Source organism: Kineosporia sp. A_224 (genome assembly GCF_002198655.1).
GTDB lineage: Bacteria > Actinomycetota > Actinomycetes > Actinomycetales > Kineosporiaceae > R-H-3.
Genome location: NZ_MWLN01000124.1, coordinates 1 through 19,068 on the forward strand (window position 1 = coordinate 1; position 19,068 = coordinate 19,068).

The 19,068-nt window shown below is 70.1% G+C and carries 10 protein-coding genes; 9 read left to right on the forward strand and 1 reads right to left on the reverse strand.

Annotated elements, in window-relative coordinates; genetic code table 11:
* Positions 1 to 498, forward strand: a 498-nt coding sequence (locus tag EDJALFJO_RS11245) for a hypothetical protein (RefSeq protein ID WP_233149807.1), incomplete at its 5' end; no start/stop codon positions are given.
* 1,270 nt (positions 499 to 1,768) lie between these two features.
* On the opposite strand, the gene EDJALFJO_RS34940 is transcribed toward EDJALFJO_RS11245, so the two are convergent.
* Positions 1,769 to 2,839 carry a cytochrome b5-like heme/steroid binding domain-containing protein gene (locus EDJALFJO_RS34940; protein ID WP_198950204.1) on the reverse strand — a complete coding sequence of 357 codons (1,071 nt, stop codon included), beginning with the start codon at positions 2,837 to 2,839 and terminating at the stop codon, positions 1,769 to 1,771.
* 1,224 nt (positions 2,840 to 4,063) lie between these two features.
* Here EDJALFJO_RS34940 and EDJALFJO_RS11255 point away from each other — a divergent pair.
* From EDJALFJO_RS11255 to EDJALFJO_RS11290, 8 genes are all read left to right on the forward strand, one after another.
* Positions 4,064 to 5,209: a hypothetical protein gene (locus EDJALFJO_RS11255; RefSeq protein ID WP_143448493.1), complete on the forward strand. Its 1,146-nt coding sequence runs from the start codon at positions 4,064 to 4,066 to the stop codon at positions 5,207 to 5,209.
* A gap of 317 nt (positions 5,210 to 5,526) precedes the next feature.
* The gene (locus tag EDJALFJO_RS11260) at positions 5,527 to 6,237 is read left to right on the forward strand and encodes a hypothetical protein (protein ID WP_143448494.1); all 711 of its coding nucleotides are present in this window, start codon (positions 5,527 to 5,529) and stop codon (positions 6,235 to 6,237) included.
* A gap of 353 nt (positions 6,238 to 6,590) precedes the next feature.
* Positions 6,591 to 8,684 (forward strand): GTPase domain-containing protein, encoded by a 2,094-nt coding sequence (locus tag EDJALFJO_RS11265; protein WP_143448495.1) that lies wholly within the window; start codon positions 6,591 to 6,593, stop codon positions 8,682 to 8,684.
* Between the two features lie 6 nt (positions 8,685 to 8,690).
* A complete protein-coding gene (locus EDJALFJO_RS11270) occupies positions 8,691 to 10,433 on the forward strand; it encodes a GTPase domain-containing protein (protein ID WP_088285195.1) in 1,743 nt (580 codons plus the stop codon).
* A 473-nt stretch (positions 10,434 to 10,906) separates the two neighbouring features.
* Positions 10,907 to 11,245, forward strand: a complete 339-nt coding sequence (locus EDJALFJO_RS11275) for a DUF4429 domain-containing protein (protein ID WP_158220396.1) — start codon at positions 10,907 to 10,909, stop codon at positions 11,243 to 11,245.
* A 224-nt stretch (positions 11,246 to 11,469) separates the two neighbouring features.
* Positions 11,470 to 12,687 (forward strand): CHAP domain-containing protein, encoded by a 1,218-nt coding sequence (locus EDJALFJO_RS11280; protein ID WP_143448496.1) that lies wholly within the window; start codon positions 11,470 to 11,472, stop codon positions 12,685 to 12,687.
* 255 nt (positions 12,688 to 12,942) lie between these two features.
* A complete protein-coding gene (locus EDJALFJO_RS11285; protein ID WP_143448497.1) occupies positions 12,943 to 14,754 on the forward strand; it encodes a protein kinase in 1,812 nt (603 codons plus the stop codon).
* A gap of 63 nt (positions 14,755 to 14,817) precedes the next feature.
* Complete coding sequence (locus tag EDJALFJO_RS11290; RefSeq protein WP_158220398.1) at positions 14,818 to 19,065, forward strand: FtsK/SpoIIIE domain-containing protein; 4,248 nt, start codon at positions 14,818 to 14,820, stop codon at positions 19,063 to 19,065.
* Positions 19,066 to 19,068 lie beyond the last annotated feature (3 nt).

The window sequence follows — 19,068 nt, forward strand, 5'->3', positions numbered from 1 at the left end:
CGGGCCGTTCAGTACACGCTGACCCTCAAGCGTGGGATCGGGTCGATGCCGGCGTGGCCGTGCGACAAGGTGCAGGTGCGGTTGACGACCAGCGGCGGGGTCACCGAGACCGTCGGGTACAGGGTCGACCGTTCGGCGGCCTGGTTCGACCTGGATCCGTTGATCGAACGCACCGTCGCAGTCCCTGGCCCGGTCCCGGTGGCGCAGTCGATCCTGTGCGCCGACGGCAACTCGTCGATGGACCAGGCGACGCCGACCCTGCGGTACTCCTCCCGCACGTTCGCGACCCCGGTGGAGGCGCTGCGAGCGTTCCTCGTCTCCGCCGACGCGGCACCGCTCGACGTCCCGAGCGGCAGGCGCCCGTACACCGAGTACCGGGTGCGATCTGACGGCAGCCGCCGTTTCGAGCACTACACGGACTGGAACGAGCACGTCGCCGTCGTCGCTGTGCCGGTCGCCGGGGGTTGGAGCCTGACCGGCTATGCGTCGACATGCTGATGCGATGATCGGCGGCCAGGCTCGTGAGGTCTTGTCCGGAGGGTCGCCGGTCAGTGTGGGCCGCGGGAAGCGGCGGACCGTGGTTGGCCGGCCAGTTTCGGTGGCAGTGGTGCGGCGCGGGCGGCCATGTGGACTCCTTGTGTTGCTTTCCAGCTAGCCGCGGACACGCCAGAGCCTCCGGGACCTACCGGCGCACATGCCGGATCTCCGCGCAGTCCGGGTTCACCTCCCGAGCGCTGCTGGACGCCCTTCGTGATCTGTCGGCTCAAGGCCGAAGGGCACGAGTTCGCGGCGGGGCAGCCCCGGCAAAGGCTGCATGCGGCCGTCGAAGGGGACCCACGGTCAAGGAGCGCTGAGCTGTTGCCGAGTGCGGCCCGACCCGGCCTCGGGTGGGTTTCGCTGGGTGTGGGCCGGGCCGTCCCCGCGCCGCGACCGCGCACACGGCCACACGCTCCCGCAGATGACGCAGAAACCGCTCTCGGCGTGATGGCGGAAGCGATCGGCCAGACCGGCCGCCCCTTCCCGAACATCTGCCTGGTCGTCGTCCGGCGCGCGATGGCGGCCCCGGGGCCGGGGCTCGAACCCGAGGTCACGACGTTGGTCGACCTCAGTCATGCCTCAGGGTCGCGGAGGAAGCGTTCTGGCGACATCACGTGCCCGTCAACCCCACCTCAAGGAAGGCCCCGTCCTTGGCGAGGCAGGCGCCGCGTTCTTGCCCGCCGGTCCTGGACGGCTATCCCCGGTCCTGGACCGACAGCACCCACCCTGCCTCCCCTGGTCGTTGGTCGACATGGGCAAACGTCCCCGACCATGAGGCAGCAAGGAAGACCAAGGGGTTCGACTCGGCGGCCACTGCGGCGAGCCGGTCGGCGCCGCCGCCGCGCAGGTTGCTCCCTGAGCGAGACACCGACGCAGCAGCCCATCGGTGTTCTCGGCAACGGTCGCCCTGCCACGGGGATACCTGTGGCAGAAGAAGCGCTGGCATTGCCCTCGATCGATGATCCGGCGGTGCGCGGCCATCTCCTGTGCCGTCCAGCAGGAGCAGGACTTCTCCCGCAGGCGGCACGTGGGGTGTCTGCGCCCGGTCCGCATCAGGAGAGGCGATGCCGGGATGGCCACGACGAGTGCTGGGGAACGCGTTGTGCGCTCCACAGGCCATGCGGGCCGCGCCCTGGTTCGGACTTGCCCGGCGCACAACGGAACGATCCGGGCTGGGTGCTCCACTGTCCCTGGTCGCGACGTCCGTGCGGCGGCGTGCAGATCGGCCGGCTCAGGCGAGCACGCCGACCTGGTAGCCGGCGAGGACCTTCCGCGCTGCGGCGTCCCGCGAGTGCTCCTCGAGGAACTCGCCGCCGTTCCCGCCGCACATCTCGACGATGCCCTCGCTGCCGCCGGGGTGTCGAGACACCCACTGGGTGAGGTCGTAGACCTTGCCCTCGACGATCGACCAGCAGTTGGACGTCGAGGAGTGGCTGGCGACCTGGGCCCGGGTGTACCGCGTCGTCGGGGCCGCCGCGACGGGAGCGGCGGCCGTCGGGCCGGCTGTGGCTGACCCGGCAGTACCGGTTGCGAGCGGTCCAACGGCGTACTTCGCGAGCGCGGCGGCGGGGCCGGCCTTGGTGGCGTGCTGGCCGCGGAAGGCCGCTGACGCGTCGACCCCGCACATCCCGGTGATCGTGCCGGGGCCGCCGGGATGCGCACCGATCCACGACGTGAGGTCGTAGACGGTTCCGTCGACGACCGACCAGCAGTCGGTGCGGGAGTTGTGCTTCGCCACGTCGGCCGACGTCGGGCCGCTGCCGCCGGACGCCGCAGCAGCGGGAGACTGGCTGCCGGCGGCGGGTGCGGTCGCCGTCCCCCCGCCCGGCGTCGTCGTCGCGGGTGCGCTGGCCGCCGCGGACTCCTGGGCTGCCGTCTTGGACTCCCAGACGGAGACGGCACCGCTGTGCCCGGCGAGCACGGTGAACCAGGTGGTGACGAGGGCGACGACGACGACACCGGCGCCGGCGGCCCGGGGCGCCCACGAGGGGGCGCCTGCGACCGGGCTGCGCTGCAGCCGCCACCACGCACCGGACACGACGAGAGCCAGGACGGCGAGGACCGGGAGGATCTCGCCGTAGCGCTCGTGGTCCTGCGCGACGCCGACCTGGTCGGCGAGCGACTCGCCCGTCTCCTCGGCGACCCACGCCGCTGCGGCCGCGGCGACAAGGCCGAGTACCGACAACCCGGCGAGCCGGGGGCGCAGCCGGGGGACCAGGACGGCGACGACGACGCCGAGCAGCGACAGGGGCAGCAGCACGGTCGCAGCGTGGACGACGAGCGGGTGCAGGGGCAGACTCATGGGGGCACGGACCTCTCCGGTCTGGACGATCAGGGACCCCTCGGTCCTTGTCCCGGAAGCCTTGCGCGCCGCCCTGAGCCGGTCGTTAGACCGACATTAGAGACTTCTCATTCGGCCCCCGCGGAGACGGCGCATTGCTCGAGCACGGAGCCGTCTGGGACCCCCGGGGCGTCGTCGCGACCGTGCCCGCTCGAGTCGGGCATCCGCCGCCCCCATATCGCCCTGGAGCCGCCCTCGGGTCCTTCGTCGCATCCCCGCCGCTCTCGACCCGTCCCGGACAGCCGGGCACCGGCCCGGGTGTGGCGACCTCCACAGGCCCTGCGCCCCAACGGGTTGTGCTGGTGGACAAGCACATGCCCTAGGCGCGTCGTCGCGTCCGACCGCAACGGTCGCCCTGCCTGACCATCGGTCATGAGGTACGCGCCGACGGGGCGACGCCCGGCGGTGGATCACCGCCTGTGCAGGACGGCCATCCTTGCTGCGACGCCCTCTCGATCGTCGCCGCATACGCCGAAAGCGATGGTGCGATGATCCCTTCCAGCTGGCCGTTGCCCGGATGCAGATGGTGGATCGACCCACGGAACAGGCTGTGAGACACCCTGCGACGTTCCAGTCCGTACTGCTCCGTACCTGGACCATCGGTTTTCGCGTCCGCAATGGCTGTCGTCCGGTTTGAGTGGGTCCTGTTGTGACCACCAAAGTGACCACTTGACCCGAAAACGATGCATGAAGCCAATGATCTACGACAAAAGCGCAGGTCAGGCGTGCCCCCGAGAGGACTCGAACCTCCGACACACGGTTTAGGAACCGATGCCCGTCCCGTTTGGGTGGGTAGTCGCAGGTGCGGTCTAGATCGGTGTTCGTGCTGGTCAGAGGCCAGATGACGTAGGAACGGCTCCGGTCCTGGCGGGTCGCTGCGGAGAGACGTAGTGACCACCAAAGTGACCACCGGCGAGAGCAGTGCTCTGGACGCCGGAAGGGCTCGTTCCGTTCCCCGTAAACCGGCCCGCCCGGCGAGTCGATCGTCGGTTTGGTGCGGGCTCGATGTCAGGAGCCTCGGACGTGATGACTCTTTCAGCATCCCCACAGAGCATAGGCAACCAAGAGTACGGCCCACCGCTCGCGTTGCAGGCGAGGGTCCAGGTGCTCGACCCCGGCACCGGCCGCGTCCTGGCGACCCCGCCGTCGGCGTCGTGGGTGTCGACGAGCCAACGCGGAGCCCGCATGAGCGAGGTCGGCCCAGACGCCAGCGGCACGGACGACAGAGCCGACACGGTCCAGCGTGACCTGCTGGTCGTGGAGGACCGGTTCGCGATCGTCCCGGAGTGGCTGCTCGACGCGGACGTCTCCGACGTGGCGGTCCGGTTGTACGCGGTGCTGCTGCGGTACGGGCAGACGTCAGGGGCGAGGATGCCGAGCCGGCGGCTGCTCGCGCAGCGGCTGCGGAAGCGGTCCACCGACACGGTCGACCGAGCAATGAAGGAACTGGTCGCGGTCGGGGCGGTGGTGGTCGAGCGCCGCCGGCATGGACTGGTCAACCTCACCAACCGGTACGTCGTCCGCACCGCCGCGCCTGGCTCGGGATCCGGCGCGCTGTCGGGTGCACCAGGCGCCCCGTCAGAAACCGCCTGCTCCGGTCTGCGAGCCGCTAGCGGAGGGGGTGGCCGCAGATCTGCGGCCACCCCCTCTCAACCACCGACCGCCCGCACGGCCCCGAGCGCGCGTGCTCGCTCGGGCACTGCCGAGGATGGCCGCAATTCTGCGGCCGGGGGTGGCCGCACGGATGCGGCCAGGGTGGCCGCAGATCTGCGGCCCGACCCAGAGTGCTTGACCCAGAGGAAGAACCCTCCTCCCCGGCCCTCCACGTCGCCCGCGGCCAGCGGCCGCGGACCGCGCCGGTCGAGCGACGGGGTCGAGCAGCGGCACGCTCGCTTGCTGGAGGCGGTCGGGCACCCGGACATGGCGGACGTGGCTGCCCGGTGTGTCGAGCTCCGGGAGCACCTCGGGCTGCCCGCGCGGCTGTGGACTGAGACCGCCCTCCTCGGGGTCCTCGCGGACGCTGTCCTTGATCGGGGCCTGGCCGCGGACATCGCGGTCCCGGCGCTCTTGTCGTTGGCGGCCGACCCGGTGACCCGAAGCCCAGCACGACTGCCCTGCCCGGGGCCATGGTGGGAGCTGACGACCGCCCCTCAAGCAGGTGTGGCTGGGGAGTTCGCAACTGACGAACTGGCCGCGCTGGAGGCACGTCTGGCGGAAGTGGACGGGGACCGGGTGCGGCTCCAGCGCCTCGCCCGTGAGCAACTCAGGCAGGAACGGCGACCGGTCACACGTCTGACCGTCGCCCGCCGGGCCTGCGCGCTACTGGCGTGACGCCGCACGGGTGCGGGACAGGGGCCGTGGCACGTGCGCTGGCTGGTTGCGGCGTCCGGCGGCCGTCACGGCCTGCTGCGCGTTCGGGTGCTCACGCGATGCGTGGAGCCCTACTCTGCCGTGGTGACGAACGCTGGATCGGCCGGAGCAACGGACGCTGCGTCACGGTTGGCGTCGCGGTGACGCCTGCCGCTGGCGACGTACCCTCGAGCTCCGCCGACACGACAACCGCCGCCGCGGCCACGACTCTCGTGCCGACGGCACGGACGTTCACGGTCTGGCTGCGCATGCTTCGGCGGTCACCGGTTCCGGTCCTGGTGGCCATCCTGGTGTTCGCCGGGTGGATCGCGATCCTCGGTGTCCTCCCGTCTCCCGTCACTGACTGGGTGGGCTCAGCGTCGTGGGTCGTCGCGGTCGCGGTGTTCGTGCCCGCCCGTAGGCGAATGCTGTCCGGGGCCTTGCCCTGGGCGTCCGGCTTGGTTCCGGGGCGCCCGAGGATCGATGTCAAGGCAGGTGCGCCGGCGCCGCCCCGATGGCTGTGGAACAGCCCGCTCGGGCGTGCGTCCGCAGCGGGCGGTGTCGTCGCTGTGGCGGCAACAGGCGGGTTCGTCGTGGGCGCTGTCGTCGCCGGGGCTGACGGCAGTGGTTCAGGGCTCGGCCTGGCGCTCATCCTCGGCTTCTGCGCTCTTCTGGGAAGTAGCGGCGCCTGGATCTCGTTCGGCGAGATCCCGCAGGGCTGCCGGCACGTCGTGCGCCACGGGGTGCCGACCACCGTCACGGTTCTCGGCATCGAGCACGACGAGCAGCGCTGGCATGTGGAGCGGGCTGACCACGCCGGGGTCGTGGTCCTGGAGGCGTTCCGCGGCCGTTCCCGGCTCGTCGCCGGTGACGTCGTCCACCTGTGGCAAGCACCGGAACGCAAAGACCCGATGTACCGGCGCGTGGCCATCACCGGCCCGTTCGGCACGCTGTGGCCGTCGCTCCCGGACCTGCCGAAACCCACACAGGGCGCGACGGCCGGGAAGTGATCCGGAGCCCCAGGCGACAGGACACGGCTGCTGACACCCAGGCGTCGCCGCCACGGCGGACAGCGGCGGCCAGCCGGGTCTCCTGTCACCACAGGAGAACCCCCAGGGGCTCGCCTGTGAGCGACTCTATGGTGTGTCTGGGGGCCATCTCAGTGCCGGGCAGGCCGAGCGGTTCGTGTTTCAGGCGTCCGCTGCCCAGCGTGGGCAACAGCGCGGGCCTTGGTCGATCACGCAAGGGAGAACCCGACGAGATGGCCACGCCGTGCCGGCGTCGGCATCTATAGTCAGATCGCGGTGGGGTAGGCGCGGGCTGCCCGCTGAAGATCGGATGGCTGCTTCATTGAGGGGCCTGCGTGAGCGGGGACAGTGGCAAGAAGTCCCGGCAGGAGTGGTGCCCTGCCGTGAAAGAGCAGTTCTTCGGCGTAGAGCCGAAGAGCGAGGACCCGTTGCCGGCCCATTCGCAGGCTGTGGCTGCATGCCGAGGTGCGTTGAGCGACGCCTACAGGGCCGCACGGGTAGCCGTCGTGGCCGAGGAGATGACCCGGCCGTTCGACGGCCTTCTCATGCCCTCGGAGATCAGCGATGGCCCGTCGAGCTCCCCTCCAATGCGGATTCTCCTCATGGGGCGGACCATGGCGGGCAAGAGCACGCTGCTCGCCGCACTAACCGGTGGCTTCGCCGAACGGATCGGGGTGGGTGCACAGCGAACGACGCGAGACGTGTTCGCGGCGCCGGCTCTTGACCTGCCTGACGTCGAGGTCGTCGACACTCCCGGGGTCGGGGCCAAGGACGGCGCCCAGGACGTGGCCCTGGCTATGGCCGAGGTGCCTGGTGCCGACCTCGTAGTGTGGGTCGCGAGCAACGACTCCTTCCAGGAAGAGACGGCGCAGGCGTTGCGGGCGGTGGCCTTCCGGGGCAAGCCGGTCGTGGTGGCGCTGAACTGTCGTGCGCCGCTCGACGAGGAGCTGGCCATCGAGGACTTCTTAACGCGCCCGGACTCCGTGTTCGATCAGCACGAGGGCCACCTGAGGACGATCCGCTCCCACCTCGCCGCGGCGGGGGTGCGTCCGGTGACTGAAGTGCTGCTCCACGCTGAGGCCGCCCGGGCGGCCCAGACGGACGACGTCGGTGCGCAGCTCAGGAGTGCCAGCCGCATTGAGGCTCTCCTCGAAGTTCTGAGGCGAGAGCGCTTGGAGCGTCGAATCACCCGACGCATCGTGCGCGAAGCTGACGAGGTAAGGGCACAGGGGCTGGCGCTGAGGGCTGCTCTCGACGGGGTCGCTGTGGGCGTTCGGGAGGTCGTCAGCGTGGCCGGCGGGTTGCGACGGGATCAGGAGCAGCGCGCGCAGCGCCTGGTCGAGGCCTGTCGCCAACTGCTGGAGGACGACATCGTCCGCCTCATCGGTCAACGACGGGAGTGGCACCACGGTGTCACGGACTTCGGCGCGGAGGTCGGGCTGAGGTGGGCGGAGGAGCAGACCTCCCTGCTCGCCGACCTCGACTCCGCGGTGAAGCAGAGGGTCGACGAACTGTTGCGAACCCTCGACGAGGCCAGTACGGCGGCGCAGCGCGAGTGGGCCACCGCGGTTCGGCCCCAGATGCACGTCGAAGGCCTGCGCGACTTCAGAGGCCTGTGGAAGCGCCGGGTCGCGGGCTCCGTCGTCGGCACCGGGGGAGCTCTCGTGGCGGCCGTCGCCGGCGCGAAGATCGGGGCACTGGCGGGATTGTCCAGCGGTCCCTTAGGGGCAGTGGTCGGAGTGGTCGTCGGAGGCATTGTCGGTGCCCTGTCGAGGTCGCTCCGGATGAAGGCGCAATCGCTTTTCAAGAGCAAAGCCGCGATTCTGGAGGAGAACCGTGAGCTGCTACGGGCGGGCATCGCCACGATCCTCGAGGAACTGCAGGCTCAGGTGCTGCCAGAGGTCGACGGAACGATTCGTGACGTGCGTCGACAGCTCACCGGGGGATTCGAGGTCCAGGGGGAGAAGGGGGCTGCCGCGTCTGCAGTTGCTGACGTCGTGGGCCGCTTGGAGGAGGCGGTCGAGGCGGCGATCAGCACCCTCGACCTCCAGACCGTCCGCTGTCTGCTCCACGCCGACGGCCGGGCACGGCTTGCTGCCTCGGCCGAGAGAGCGACGCGTCTCCCCGGCGTGTTCGCTGCCGTCCAGGTGCGAGATTCTGCCTCGACAGAGGCTTGGCTGTTCCCGCCGTCATCCCCGGAGCCGCTCACATTCGGACGTGCACGCAGCCACTATCCGGGCGCGGGTGCCGCGACGTACGTACTTGGGCTGACCGACCAGGTTCCGGTCGCAGTTCGAACCCGCGCGAACGCGACCGTGGTCATCACCGAGGCCGCTGCCCCGGAGATGGTGCTCGCCGCCTGGTCGGAAGCGTTGTCGCACCACCTTGGCACCATGGTCGAGATCACCCGGCCCGACGCGGAGGAGTAGCACGGCATGACGGACCTCTTGTTTCACTCTGCGGCGGCCGCCGAGCGCGACCTGGTGCCGCGGCTCGATGCCCTGCTTGGGCAACTGCCTGCGGCCAAGACTCTCCGGTTGCGCCGCATGCTCATCGTGGAGCAGCACGATCGGCCGCGAATGGTGCTCACGGGCCAGTACAGCAGCGGGAAGTCGACGCTAGTGAAGGCGCTCACGGACGGCGCCGCGGAGGTCTTGATCGACTCGGCAGTCGCCACGTCGGACGTGCAGGTCTTCGATTGGGACGGCCTGGTCGAGCTGGTGGATACACCTGGCGTGCAGGCCGGTCTGGAGGTTCACGACGCGCTCGCCGAGGAGGCGTTGCGGAACGCCGACCTTGTCTTGTTCACCGTTTCTGTCGACCTGTTCGACGACCGCCTGGTCGCGCACCTTCGACACGTCACTGACGACCTGCGCAAGGCGTCACAGCTTCTGGTGGTGATCACCAAGTGCCGGAGCCTCAAGGCAGCCGACGGCGTCCGCCAGGCCGCCGTCCGCGAGGCGCTCGGCCACTTCGCTGACCAGGTCCCGTGGGTCGAGTGCGATGCGCGGACGTATCTGGACGCGCTTCACGAAGACGATGGGTCGCGGGCGGAGATCCGCGCCGAAGCGTCACGGATTGGCATGCTCCGGCGCGCGATCAACCGTATCGCGCGCGAACGCGGGGACCTGGCTCGGTTCCGGGTACCACTGCAGCAGGTCGCGCTGGTCGCTGGCGAAGCACTCGCAGCCGTGGCGGAGGACGAGGCCGACGAGGCGGCCCTCGCCGTTCTCGCGCGCCAGCGCAGAGCGTTCACGAACCGGCGCGGGCTGCTCGACTCGGCCCTCGAACGGCGTGCTACTGAGTTCCGCTCGGCCTGCATCCGCGCGGCGGAGCAGCTGGCGGACATGGTCGAGGCGATCGAGGTGTCGCCGGCCGGTGAGTGGGGACGGCTCGACGACGCCTCGGCCCGACTCGACGAGCAGCTGAACTTGGCCAACGAGCGGTTCGTGGACGGTGTGCGGGAGATTGTGCAGTCTCAACTCGCCGACTTCAGCTCGGAAGTCCGCGAGATAGAGGCGTCGCCGTATGCGCATCAGCTGGCCGCACTCGACGTTCGAGCCGATGTTGAGGCGCGAGTCATCTCGGTGGAGCCGGGCAGCGACCGTCTGACGAGGCAGAAGCCGGTTCGGCTGCCGCCTTGGGCGCCCAAAGTGACCGAGCACCTGAAGAAGTTCCAGAGGACCTGGGGCGCTGGCGACGGTGTCAGGGCGTCGGCTGGTAGCACCGGCCATCAGATCGTCTACAACGTCGGAAAGCGCGTCGGGGTCAAGTTCAAGCCCTATCAGGCAGTGCGTTGGGCTGACAACATCGGCAAGGTGGCCAGGTACGGCAACCTTGTGCTGCCCGTCGCGCTCGAGGTCCACGCGATTCTCCAGGAGGAGCGGGGCGAGGAAGCGGCCGCGAAGGAGAAGTTCCGCCGACGTAGAGCACTCGTCGGTGCCGTCCTCGCGCAGTGCGAGGTGATTTCCGGCGCCACTCTTGCCCAGGTGCGCGGCGAGTTCGCGACTGCGTTCGATGCCGCTGTCCGCGAGATCGACGAGATGCACGAGGTGATACGGGCGGTCCAGGCGTCCCGGTCGGACCTAGATCGCGAACTCGCGTCGGTGCAGCGCGAGGCACACTCGATGCTCGATCGCCTCGAGGCACCGGCGGCCCCGGAGTCCGTTGACATGTGAGGTCGTTTACCACAATGGGCTGCCGACACGAGAGTCTCCCGGCAGCGGCCGTATGCGGTGGTCATTCGGGCGCGCCCCTGCTCCTCGGACTCCGAACTGTGCACGAGACGGCGACCAGCAGGACGGTGGTGAGGCGGGGCCGTAAATGTGAGCACCACGCGAGGACCGAGTCGTGTCGTGTCTCCGAGGACGCCCCTTGAACTCGGGCGGATTTTAGGGGCGACGTCTGGCGTAGCCGCCGGTTGCGTGGAGTTCTCCCAGCGGGGCAAGCGCCAGAGGCTGGGCGGAACGGCTCGCATCGGAGTTCTGGCACAGACGCCCCGCTCGGGTGCGCAGAAAGCGCCGGCGCTGGACGCTGGATGTACTACTGTCACGTTGGGTGCCTATGCAGTTACTGTGAGTGCCCTCTCGATCCGGTTGGCCAAGCATCAGGCGCGCGGAGGACTTCGTTCGCCAGTGGGAGAGGAATAGTTGTGACCGTCGCCACGGGCATCAGCGGAAACCTAGATTTCGATGGAACCTTCGTGACAATCAGCCCGCACAAGGGTTTGAAAGGTCTGGTGCGCTCTCGAGGCAAGAGCGAGCGGCGGGTGCCGATGAAGTCGATCACCGAGGTGGAGTTCTCGGAACCGACGATGGCCAAGATTGGTTACATCCGTGTCTTGACATCTGGGATGCAGCCTCTCAGGGGGACGACGCTACGGCCGGCGTTCATGGATGCCATGCAGGACCCCAATGCTGTGACATTCGACAAAAAGACCGTCGAGTCTTTCCGTGAGCTGCGCAATCGCATTGAACTGGCGCTCGTGTAGTTCTGGCTCGACGTCAAGCGAGGCAATGCGCCGCAAGGTAGGTCTGGGGGCATCGTGGACCGGTGGAAATCGACGACGTCGACGTCCTTACGCCCATGCCTTCGAGGGCGAGAGTGCCTCGCAAGAAGTGGTTGGCGCGACGTCAGTGAAGCGCTGGTCGATAGATCGAAGTTGAACGGGAGCGACTCCTGGGGAGCCGCCCACGGGTGGGAGAAGGTCAGAACGTGGATGAGGGCGTACTGAGCAGGCGTGGGACATTGTCGTCGCCACGGAGCGGACGTTGGGCAGCACTGCTGGTCGCGGTCTTCATGGCGGTCTCAAGTTGCTTCGCCTTGATCGGTACCTCGGCGTCTGCCGCGGTGGGGGACAACTACCCGTCGCGAAGCCTGCCTGACTGTTCCTTCCAGTTCGGCGTCTACTCGTGGTGCGCGGGCACTCCTGGCGCCAACGGGAAGTATCCGGCGGGTGCCTGGGCGTCAGGCCGTGGCTACGCGTACCGGAACTGTACGGACTGGGCGTCCTTCCACCTTCAGGACTACTACGGCGTTCCGGACTCAGTGGTGAGAGGCCTTCAGAACGGTGGTCAGTGGGCCACCGGTGCCAAGGCGCGCGGCGGATATCTCGTCAACAAGACGCCGGCCGTCGGTGCTGCCGTGGTGCGAGCCGCGACGTACAACCCTGATGGCACTCTCAAGACGTTCGGCCACGTCGCGGTCATCGACGCGGTGAATCCTGACAAGACGACATTCACCATCTCGCAGTACAACGGCGCAGGAACGGGCAAGTACTCGACAGCAACCGGAACCATGACCTCGCTGAAGTTCACGGATATCGTGCACTTTGAGAAGTGGGCCACGCGAAATGTCTCTGGGTCATCGAGTTCGGTCGCTGCGGTGGGAGCGATCAGCACGATCACGCATGGCAGCCGCGTCGGTCTGAGCTGGCAGCCTGTGGCTGGAGCGACTGGGTACCGAGTCCTCCGTGACGGCGCGCACGTCGGCACTGTCGCGGCGGCCCCGTACTTCGATCGAGCAGTGTCGGTGGGGCAGCACTACACGTACTCCGTGGTCGCCATGTCGGGAGCTGACCCGGCCCCAGGCTCATCGGTCCAGATCTCCACGACCTGGGACTCGGCGGACCACGCCTATCTGCGCACGAAGGCTGGTCCGTCGGAGTGCGGGCGGGCTGGGGACGCGACGCATCAGTACCTGGTCTGCAACACGTTGACCGCGACGGGCTGGGTGTCGGGCTTCTCCCAGGTCTACGACTGGGGGTATGCCACCGACCGGGCGTGGGTGAGTAACCCCAACGGGACGGTGTCGTACTGCCGGACGTTCATCGAGGGCAAGCACCTGGTCTGCGATACCTGGAACGGGGCGACATGGACCGGTCCGAAGAGCTCGGGCGTCCTGGACACTGGCTACAGAGACGCCTTCGCCTGAACGTCCGGTGGTCCGCTCAGGAGGCCGGTGTGTGCTCTGGGCGGGCTGCGCAAAGTTGATGCTCTTCTGCGCCTTCCGGCGCCCCGTCCTCCCTCGACGTCACGGACCCGGCCACCTGGTTGACAGGCACGACCTGGAAACGGTCGGCACGTCATGGATCGTCGAAAAGCCGATCGCCGGACTTCTAGCCGCGGCTACTCTGTGCGCTGAGAAGTGACGCTCCGGGTAGCGTCCGGCGTCTGGGCGGGGGATGGCATGAGCGGGGCCGGCATCTGGGTGGGCCCTAGTCGCCGACCGGACACCTACCGGCTCGTCCGCGTCGTCGGGGGAGGCGGCGAGGGCGAGGTGTGGAAGGCCGAATTCGAGGTCGCTCCCGGCCGCACCAAGCCCGTGGCCGTGAAGCGGCTAGCAGGCGATTGCTCCGTCGCCGACACGGACGCATGGGAGCGGCAAGGCCTCGTCCTGCAGGACCTCGCGACGCCCGGGCTCGTCGACGTCCTTGAGCTGTTCGTCGGCCCCGACAAGCACCGGTACGGCGCGCGGACGCCGACCGACGGGCGTTTGTTCCGCTACCTGGCGATGGAGTGGCTCGACGGGGTGCCGCTGCCGGAGTGGCTGGAGGCCAACGGCTCCGCGTCCTTCTCGGCCCGTGTCCAGCTGCTCCGGACGGTCGCTCGCGCGCTCGACGACCTGCACACCGCCTCACGCGACGACGTCGCGGTGTGCCACGGCGACGTCAAGCCGGCCAACATAGTCGTCGACGACCACGGCACAGCCGTCCTCGTCGACCTCGGGCTGACCGGCGCCGTAGACGCGCCACGGCGCAGCGGCTGGTCACCCGGCTACGCGGCGCCTGAGCTCGTCGCGGGCACTCATCTGCCAGGCCCGGAGACCGACCTGTACGCGTTCGCTATGACCGCGGTGCACCTGGTCACCGGAGCCGATCCGCCCACCTGCCCGGACGGCACGGTCGACCGGACCGCGATGACCGCCCAGGTGGCTGCCGCACGCTGCTTCTCCGATCGCGAGCCCGCGGCGCGGGCCTTCCTGGGCGCCGTGCTCAGCGTCGTCGACGCCCCGCGCGGCGCCCGGCAGTCGGCGTCGCAATGGCTCTCGACGCTCGCCTCGTCGACGTCCCTGACGACAGTCCTGGGCGCGGCCGCGGTGGGTACGCCCGGCACGGACGGCGTGGCGACGAGACTGAGCCAGGCAAGGCGTGAACCGGTCACGCCGTTGCGGACCGCAGCAGCTCGACGCCTCCCACTCCCTGCGCTCGCCGCTACAGCCATCGCTCTCGTTCTGTTCGGCGTGGGAGGAGCCTGGTGGGTGGGCCGAGACGGCGGCACGACCTCCGCCGTCGCGGCACCCTCGGCTGCGACTGCAGGGCAGGCTGGCGTAGCGGGCCGCCTCCCGGCGTCCGGCACCATGGGCTCGACTGCAGGAAGCCCTGGACCGGTGACGTCGTCGACCGGCGTCGCACAGCGGGCCACGGTGGGGACGACCTTTTCGCATGCCGGAACGACGTCTGGACCAGCCGGCGACGGGTCCCGGGGGGCGACGAGCGCGGCAGGCGGCTTCAGCAGCAGTTCTTCGGTCAGGTCGTCCGTCCGGTCGTCGGGCTCCTCGACCAAGTCCAAGCGCGCCAGCGCGTCCACGAGCACGAGCTCGACGTCCCCTGCGCCTCCTGCTGTCGTCCGGGTCGCGCACTACGGATGCACCAACGACAACTCGGACATCGGCCACTACGTGTCCGCAAACCATTACTGGCAGAACGAGTTCACGGCGCAGGGGTCGGTCATCGACGGGATCAGCGTACAGCTTGGCGCGGCGGCCGACGGGCGTGACCACAGAGCCCTGGTCGGCGTCTACACGGGGTCCGCCCTCGCCGGCGCCGTCGTCGAGACGGTGGTGTCGGTCAGCGGCTACGGGGGAGTGAGCACCTCGGTGCCGGCCACCCGGGTGGCTCCTGGACAGCATCTGTACCTCGCGGTGCGCGGCATCGGGGACTTCACCGCCTACGACAACCGGTCCGGCTGCTTCATCGGCTCGGTGGTCGGCACCACCTGATCGTGACGCGGATGCCGCCAGCCGGCCGGCACCGCGGTCGTCGCGCCCTTCCGGGAGTTGCCTGTGTCTGTCCTCCGTCTCACCGTCACCGGAACCGACCGGTTGCCGCGCGACGTCGTCATCGACGGCACGTCCGACGCTACGGTGGGCCAGCTCGCCGACGCGCTCGCGTTCGCGCCCGCTGCTCAGCTCGCGCGGACGGACCGGCTCGGGGCGCCGGTCGGCCTGGACCGCTCGGCCCTCGTCGCCAACGCCATCTTCGACGGGGACGTCCTGTACGACAGCGGGTCGGGAGTGAACGCCGCAGGCTCTGAACGAGGGTGGGCGCTCCACGTCGTAGCCGGTCCGCTCACCGGCACCGTCGTCCACCTCCCCGCCGGTGACTCCACCGTCGGGCGGCGATCCACGAACGGGATCCACCTCGACGAGCCGGAGATCTCCCGGCACCACGCGACGATCACCGTCGGACCGCACGGGGCGACCATCTCCGACGCTGGCAGCGCCAACGGCACGCAGCTCGACGGTGTGACAATCACCGCGCCGGCGGCGCTGAAGGACGGCGCGACGGTGCGCCTCGGCGCCACCGTCGCCATCATCCGAGGCGGCCAAGCACAAGCCGCCCTCCAGCCGGACGGCGCGGGCGGTCTGCTCGTGAGCCGGGAGCGGTCGCGCCGGGTCGGCCCGCCGGTCACCAAGGTCTCGTTCCCCGCCCCTGTGGCCGTTCCCACACCGCGCCGGCTCCTCAACGCCGGCCTGCTGGTGCCGCTGGTGGCCGGGGTCGTGCTGGCTGCCGTGATGGGGCACCCCGCCTATCTGGTCTTCGCCCTCGTCAGCCCGTTGGGCTTCGCGGTCACAGCCCTCCTGGAGCGGCGCGGCCAGCGCGGCCGGCAGCGACTGGCGGCGCTGGACAACGAGCAGCAAGCTGTCGAGGCACGCCGGCAGGTCACCGCCGCGCTCGAGGCGCACCGCACGTGGCTAGACGACACCTATCCCGGCGGCGCCGAATGCGCCTCGATCGCCGCCGGCCCCGCCGTGCGGTTGTGGGAGCGGTCGCCCGACGACGCCGTCGGCTTCCTCGGTCTGCGGGTCGGGACGGGTAACGTGCATGCTCCCGTCGAGATGGACGTGCCGACCGGCGTGGACCGACCGAGCACGACAGTTGACGGCCCGCTCCTGGTGGATCTGCGTGCCGAGCACGTCGTCGGCGTAGCCGGTGACCGGGCCGCGACCGGGGCACTCGTCCGCTCGCTGCTGGTCCAGCTGGCGACGCTGCACAGCCCGGACGAGTTGCGCATCAGCCTTCTCACCGACGAACCCACGTCCGAGTGGTCCTGCCTGAGGTGGATGCCCCACTCCTGGGACCCGGACGACCGGCGGGCGTCGACCGCAAGCACTCCCGAGCAGGTCGACGTCGTCGTGCGGCAGCTCCTCACGGTGGTCGAGCAGCGGGCAGCTCAGCAGCACCGCGGCGCGATCGCGTCCCCGGAGCACGTCGTCGTGCTCGTCGGGGCCGGCCGTCTGCGGCAGGACCCGAAGGTCGCCGAGCTGCTCGCGCGCGGTCCCGCTGCCGGGGTCTTCGCCCTTGTGGTGGACGACGACGAACGCCGGCTGCCCGAGGAGAAGCGGGTGACCGTGACCGTCCGGCCGCCGGGCAGCGAGCCGTCGGTCGTCGTCCGTCGCTCCCAGCAGCAGGTCGCCGAGGGCCGGTCCGAGACCTTGTCGACGCAGGAGGCGGAGGACGCCGCGCGGGCGCTCGCACCGCTGCGTAGGGTTTCGGGTACGGCACCGGCGCAGGGCCTGCCGACCCGGATCCGGCTTGCCGAGCTCGTGGGCCGGCTGCCTACCGTCCCCGAGGCGGCCGAGATGTGGGCGCAACGCCCGGCAGGAGCGGACGCCGTCCCGGTCGGCGTCGCCGCGGGCGGTCGCCCGTTCTGCCTCGACATCGTGCACCAAGGGCCGCATGCGTTGGTCGTGGGGACGACCGGGACCGGGAAGAGCGTGTTCCTGCGGACGTGGATGGCCGCTGTCGCCCTCTACAACCCACCGACCGCCATGTCCCTGTTCTTCATCGACTTCAAGGGAGAGGCCGGCCTCGGCGACCTGGCGGGGCTGCCACACTGCGTCGGCTCGTTCAGCAACCTCGACCCGGCGGGCGCGGTGCGGGCGCTTCAGGCCCTGGACCACGAGCTCCGTCAGCGTCAGCGCGCCTTCGCCGAGGCGGGGGTCGACGAGCTCTCGCGCTACCGGGTGGAGCGCGAACGACGGCCCGAGCTGCCGCCCCTCGCCCGGATGCTCGTCGTCATCGATGAGTTCGCGGAGTTGCGCGACGACCTGCCGGACCTCGTCCAGCAGCTAGTCAGCGTGGGGCGCACCGGCCGCTCCCTCGGGGTGCACCTCATCCTGGCCACACAGCAGGTGTCGGGCGCGGTTAGCTCGAGTCTCCTCGCCAACGTGCCTCTGCGGGTGTCGCTGCGCGTCCAGAGCGTCGAAGACAGCCACACAGTGCTCGGCACCCGGGCAGCGGCCGACCTCCCGAGCCATGTGAAGGGCAGAGCGCTCGCACGGATCGGTAGCGAGCCCGCAGAGCTCTTCCAGACCGCGCAGGCGGACGTGCCGCTCGCCGCCGTGGCCCGCCCGCCGGTTCTGGTGACGGACCTCGCGTTCGACACGTCATCCGGGACGTGGCGGTCCGCGGCGTCCATGACCGGGCCGACGGAGCTGTCCGAGCTGGTCTCGGTGCTGGCACAGGCCGCCGCACGGCTCGGCATGGCCGGCCCCGCTCGTCCGGTGGCCGAGCCCCTGCCCTCGGTCGTCGACCGCGACAACCTCCCGGACCCGGGACCTGCAGGCGGCACCGAGGTAGCCGTCGGGCTGCTGGATGACGTCACGGCACAGAGACACAGCACCTTCGCCATCCCCGTGCTGTCCGCCAACATCGCTGTCATCGGCGGCGGGCTGAGCGGCCGCTCGACGACGCTGCGCACCATCGCCGGGTCCCTTGCGGCGTCTTTCCCTCCGGACCAGCTGCACCTGCATGTCGTCCAGAGCGGGTCGGCACTCAGCCCGCTCGCGGTCCTGCCGCACACAGGGACCGTTGTGTCGTACGACGAGCCGCAGGCGGCCCAACTCCTCGAGCGGCTCGCGGCCGAGGTCGACCGGCGGACCCGCTTGCTGCAGCGCACCGGCTTCGGGACCGTCGCGGAGCTGCGTGCGCATGGCGATCATCCCGATCTGCCCTCTCTGGTGCTGCTCATCGACGGCTTCCCCGAGCTGGCGGCCGCCACTGGCACCGGCCTCGGGGCCGGGACGAGCAGCCTTGACCGGATCCTCACCCACGGTCCGGCCTCCGGGGTGACCGTCGTCGGAGCGGGTGACGAGACGTTGGGCGGCCAACGTCTCGTCCGGCGGTTCAACCTCGTTCTGGTCCACCGGTCTAACCGCAGCAGCCTCGACGTCCTTGCACTCGGTCTTCGGTCGGTGGACGTCGACGGCCTGCCGCAGGGCCGCGTGTACGTCGGCCGGACCGGTCAGGAGGTCCAGGTCGCTGTGCTCGGCGGCAACCCGACGAGCACGGCCCAGAACGCGTGGCTCCGGGCCCGGGCCGCCGAGGCTGCCGCGCGCCTGCGTCCCGACGCCCCCGGCCCGCTGCGGCTGAGGCCGCTGCCCGATGACGTGGCGGACGATGAACTCCCGCCTCCGGGCCGCCCGGGTGCTGTCCCGCTCGGGCTGGGCGGCGACGGCGCCGAGCCCGTCGAGCTACCGTCGGACTGGCTGCCGCTGCTGGTCATGGGACCGTCCGGATCAGGCCGGTCCACGGCGCTGCTGCGCTGCGCCCGCGCATGGGCGGACGCGGGGGAGGGGCTGGTCGTCGTCGCGGGCGGCGGGTCACGGTTGCGCGACGAGCTCTTCGGGCCAGCTGCACGTGCCGGGGTCGAGTTCGTCGACCCCGCGGACGGGGTCGAGGCGCTCGTTCTCGCACTGGGACGGGCTCCTGCTGCGGCCGTCGTCGCGGACGACGTCGACCGGTGGGACGAAGACGTCCGTAGCGCGCTCTGGGCCGCGGCGGACAGTCGCAAGGTGGTTGCGTCGACCAAGCCACTCACCGTCCTCCCGGGCGGCCTGGGGCAGCTGCAACAGCGCGGATCGGTGCTGCTCCTCAGCCCCAGCAAGGCATATGCCGGTGCGGTGGGCCTCAACCTCGAGGCCTCGGCCTGCTTCACGGGCCCGCCGGGCCGCGGCTACCTCGCGCGCCGCGGCTCGATAGTGCTGCTCCAGGTCGCTGAAGCAGCTGCCGCGGTGCGGCCAGGCTGACAA

What these genes read in the sequence shown, in the direction of transcription:
- EDJALFJO_RS34940 (WP_198950204.1), bottom strand. Translation starts at nt 2,839, where the DNA reads ATGAGTCTGCCCCTGCACCCGCTCGTCGTCCACGCTGCGACCGTGCTG.
- EDJALFJO_RS11270 (WP_088285195.1), top strand. Translation starts at nt 8,691, where the DNA reads ATGACGGACCTCTTGTTTCACTCTGCGGCGGCCGCCGAGCGCGACCTG.
- EDJALFJO_RS11255 (WP_143448493.1), top strand. Translation starts at nt 4,064, where the DNA reads ATGAGCGAGGTCGGCCCAGACGCCAGCGGCACGGACGACAGAGCCGAC.
- EDJALFJO_RS11285 (WP_143448497.1), top strand. Translation starts at nt 12,943, where the DNA reads ATGAGCGGGGCCGGCATCTGGGTGGGCCCTAGTCGCCGACCGGACACC.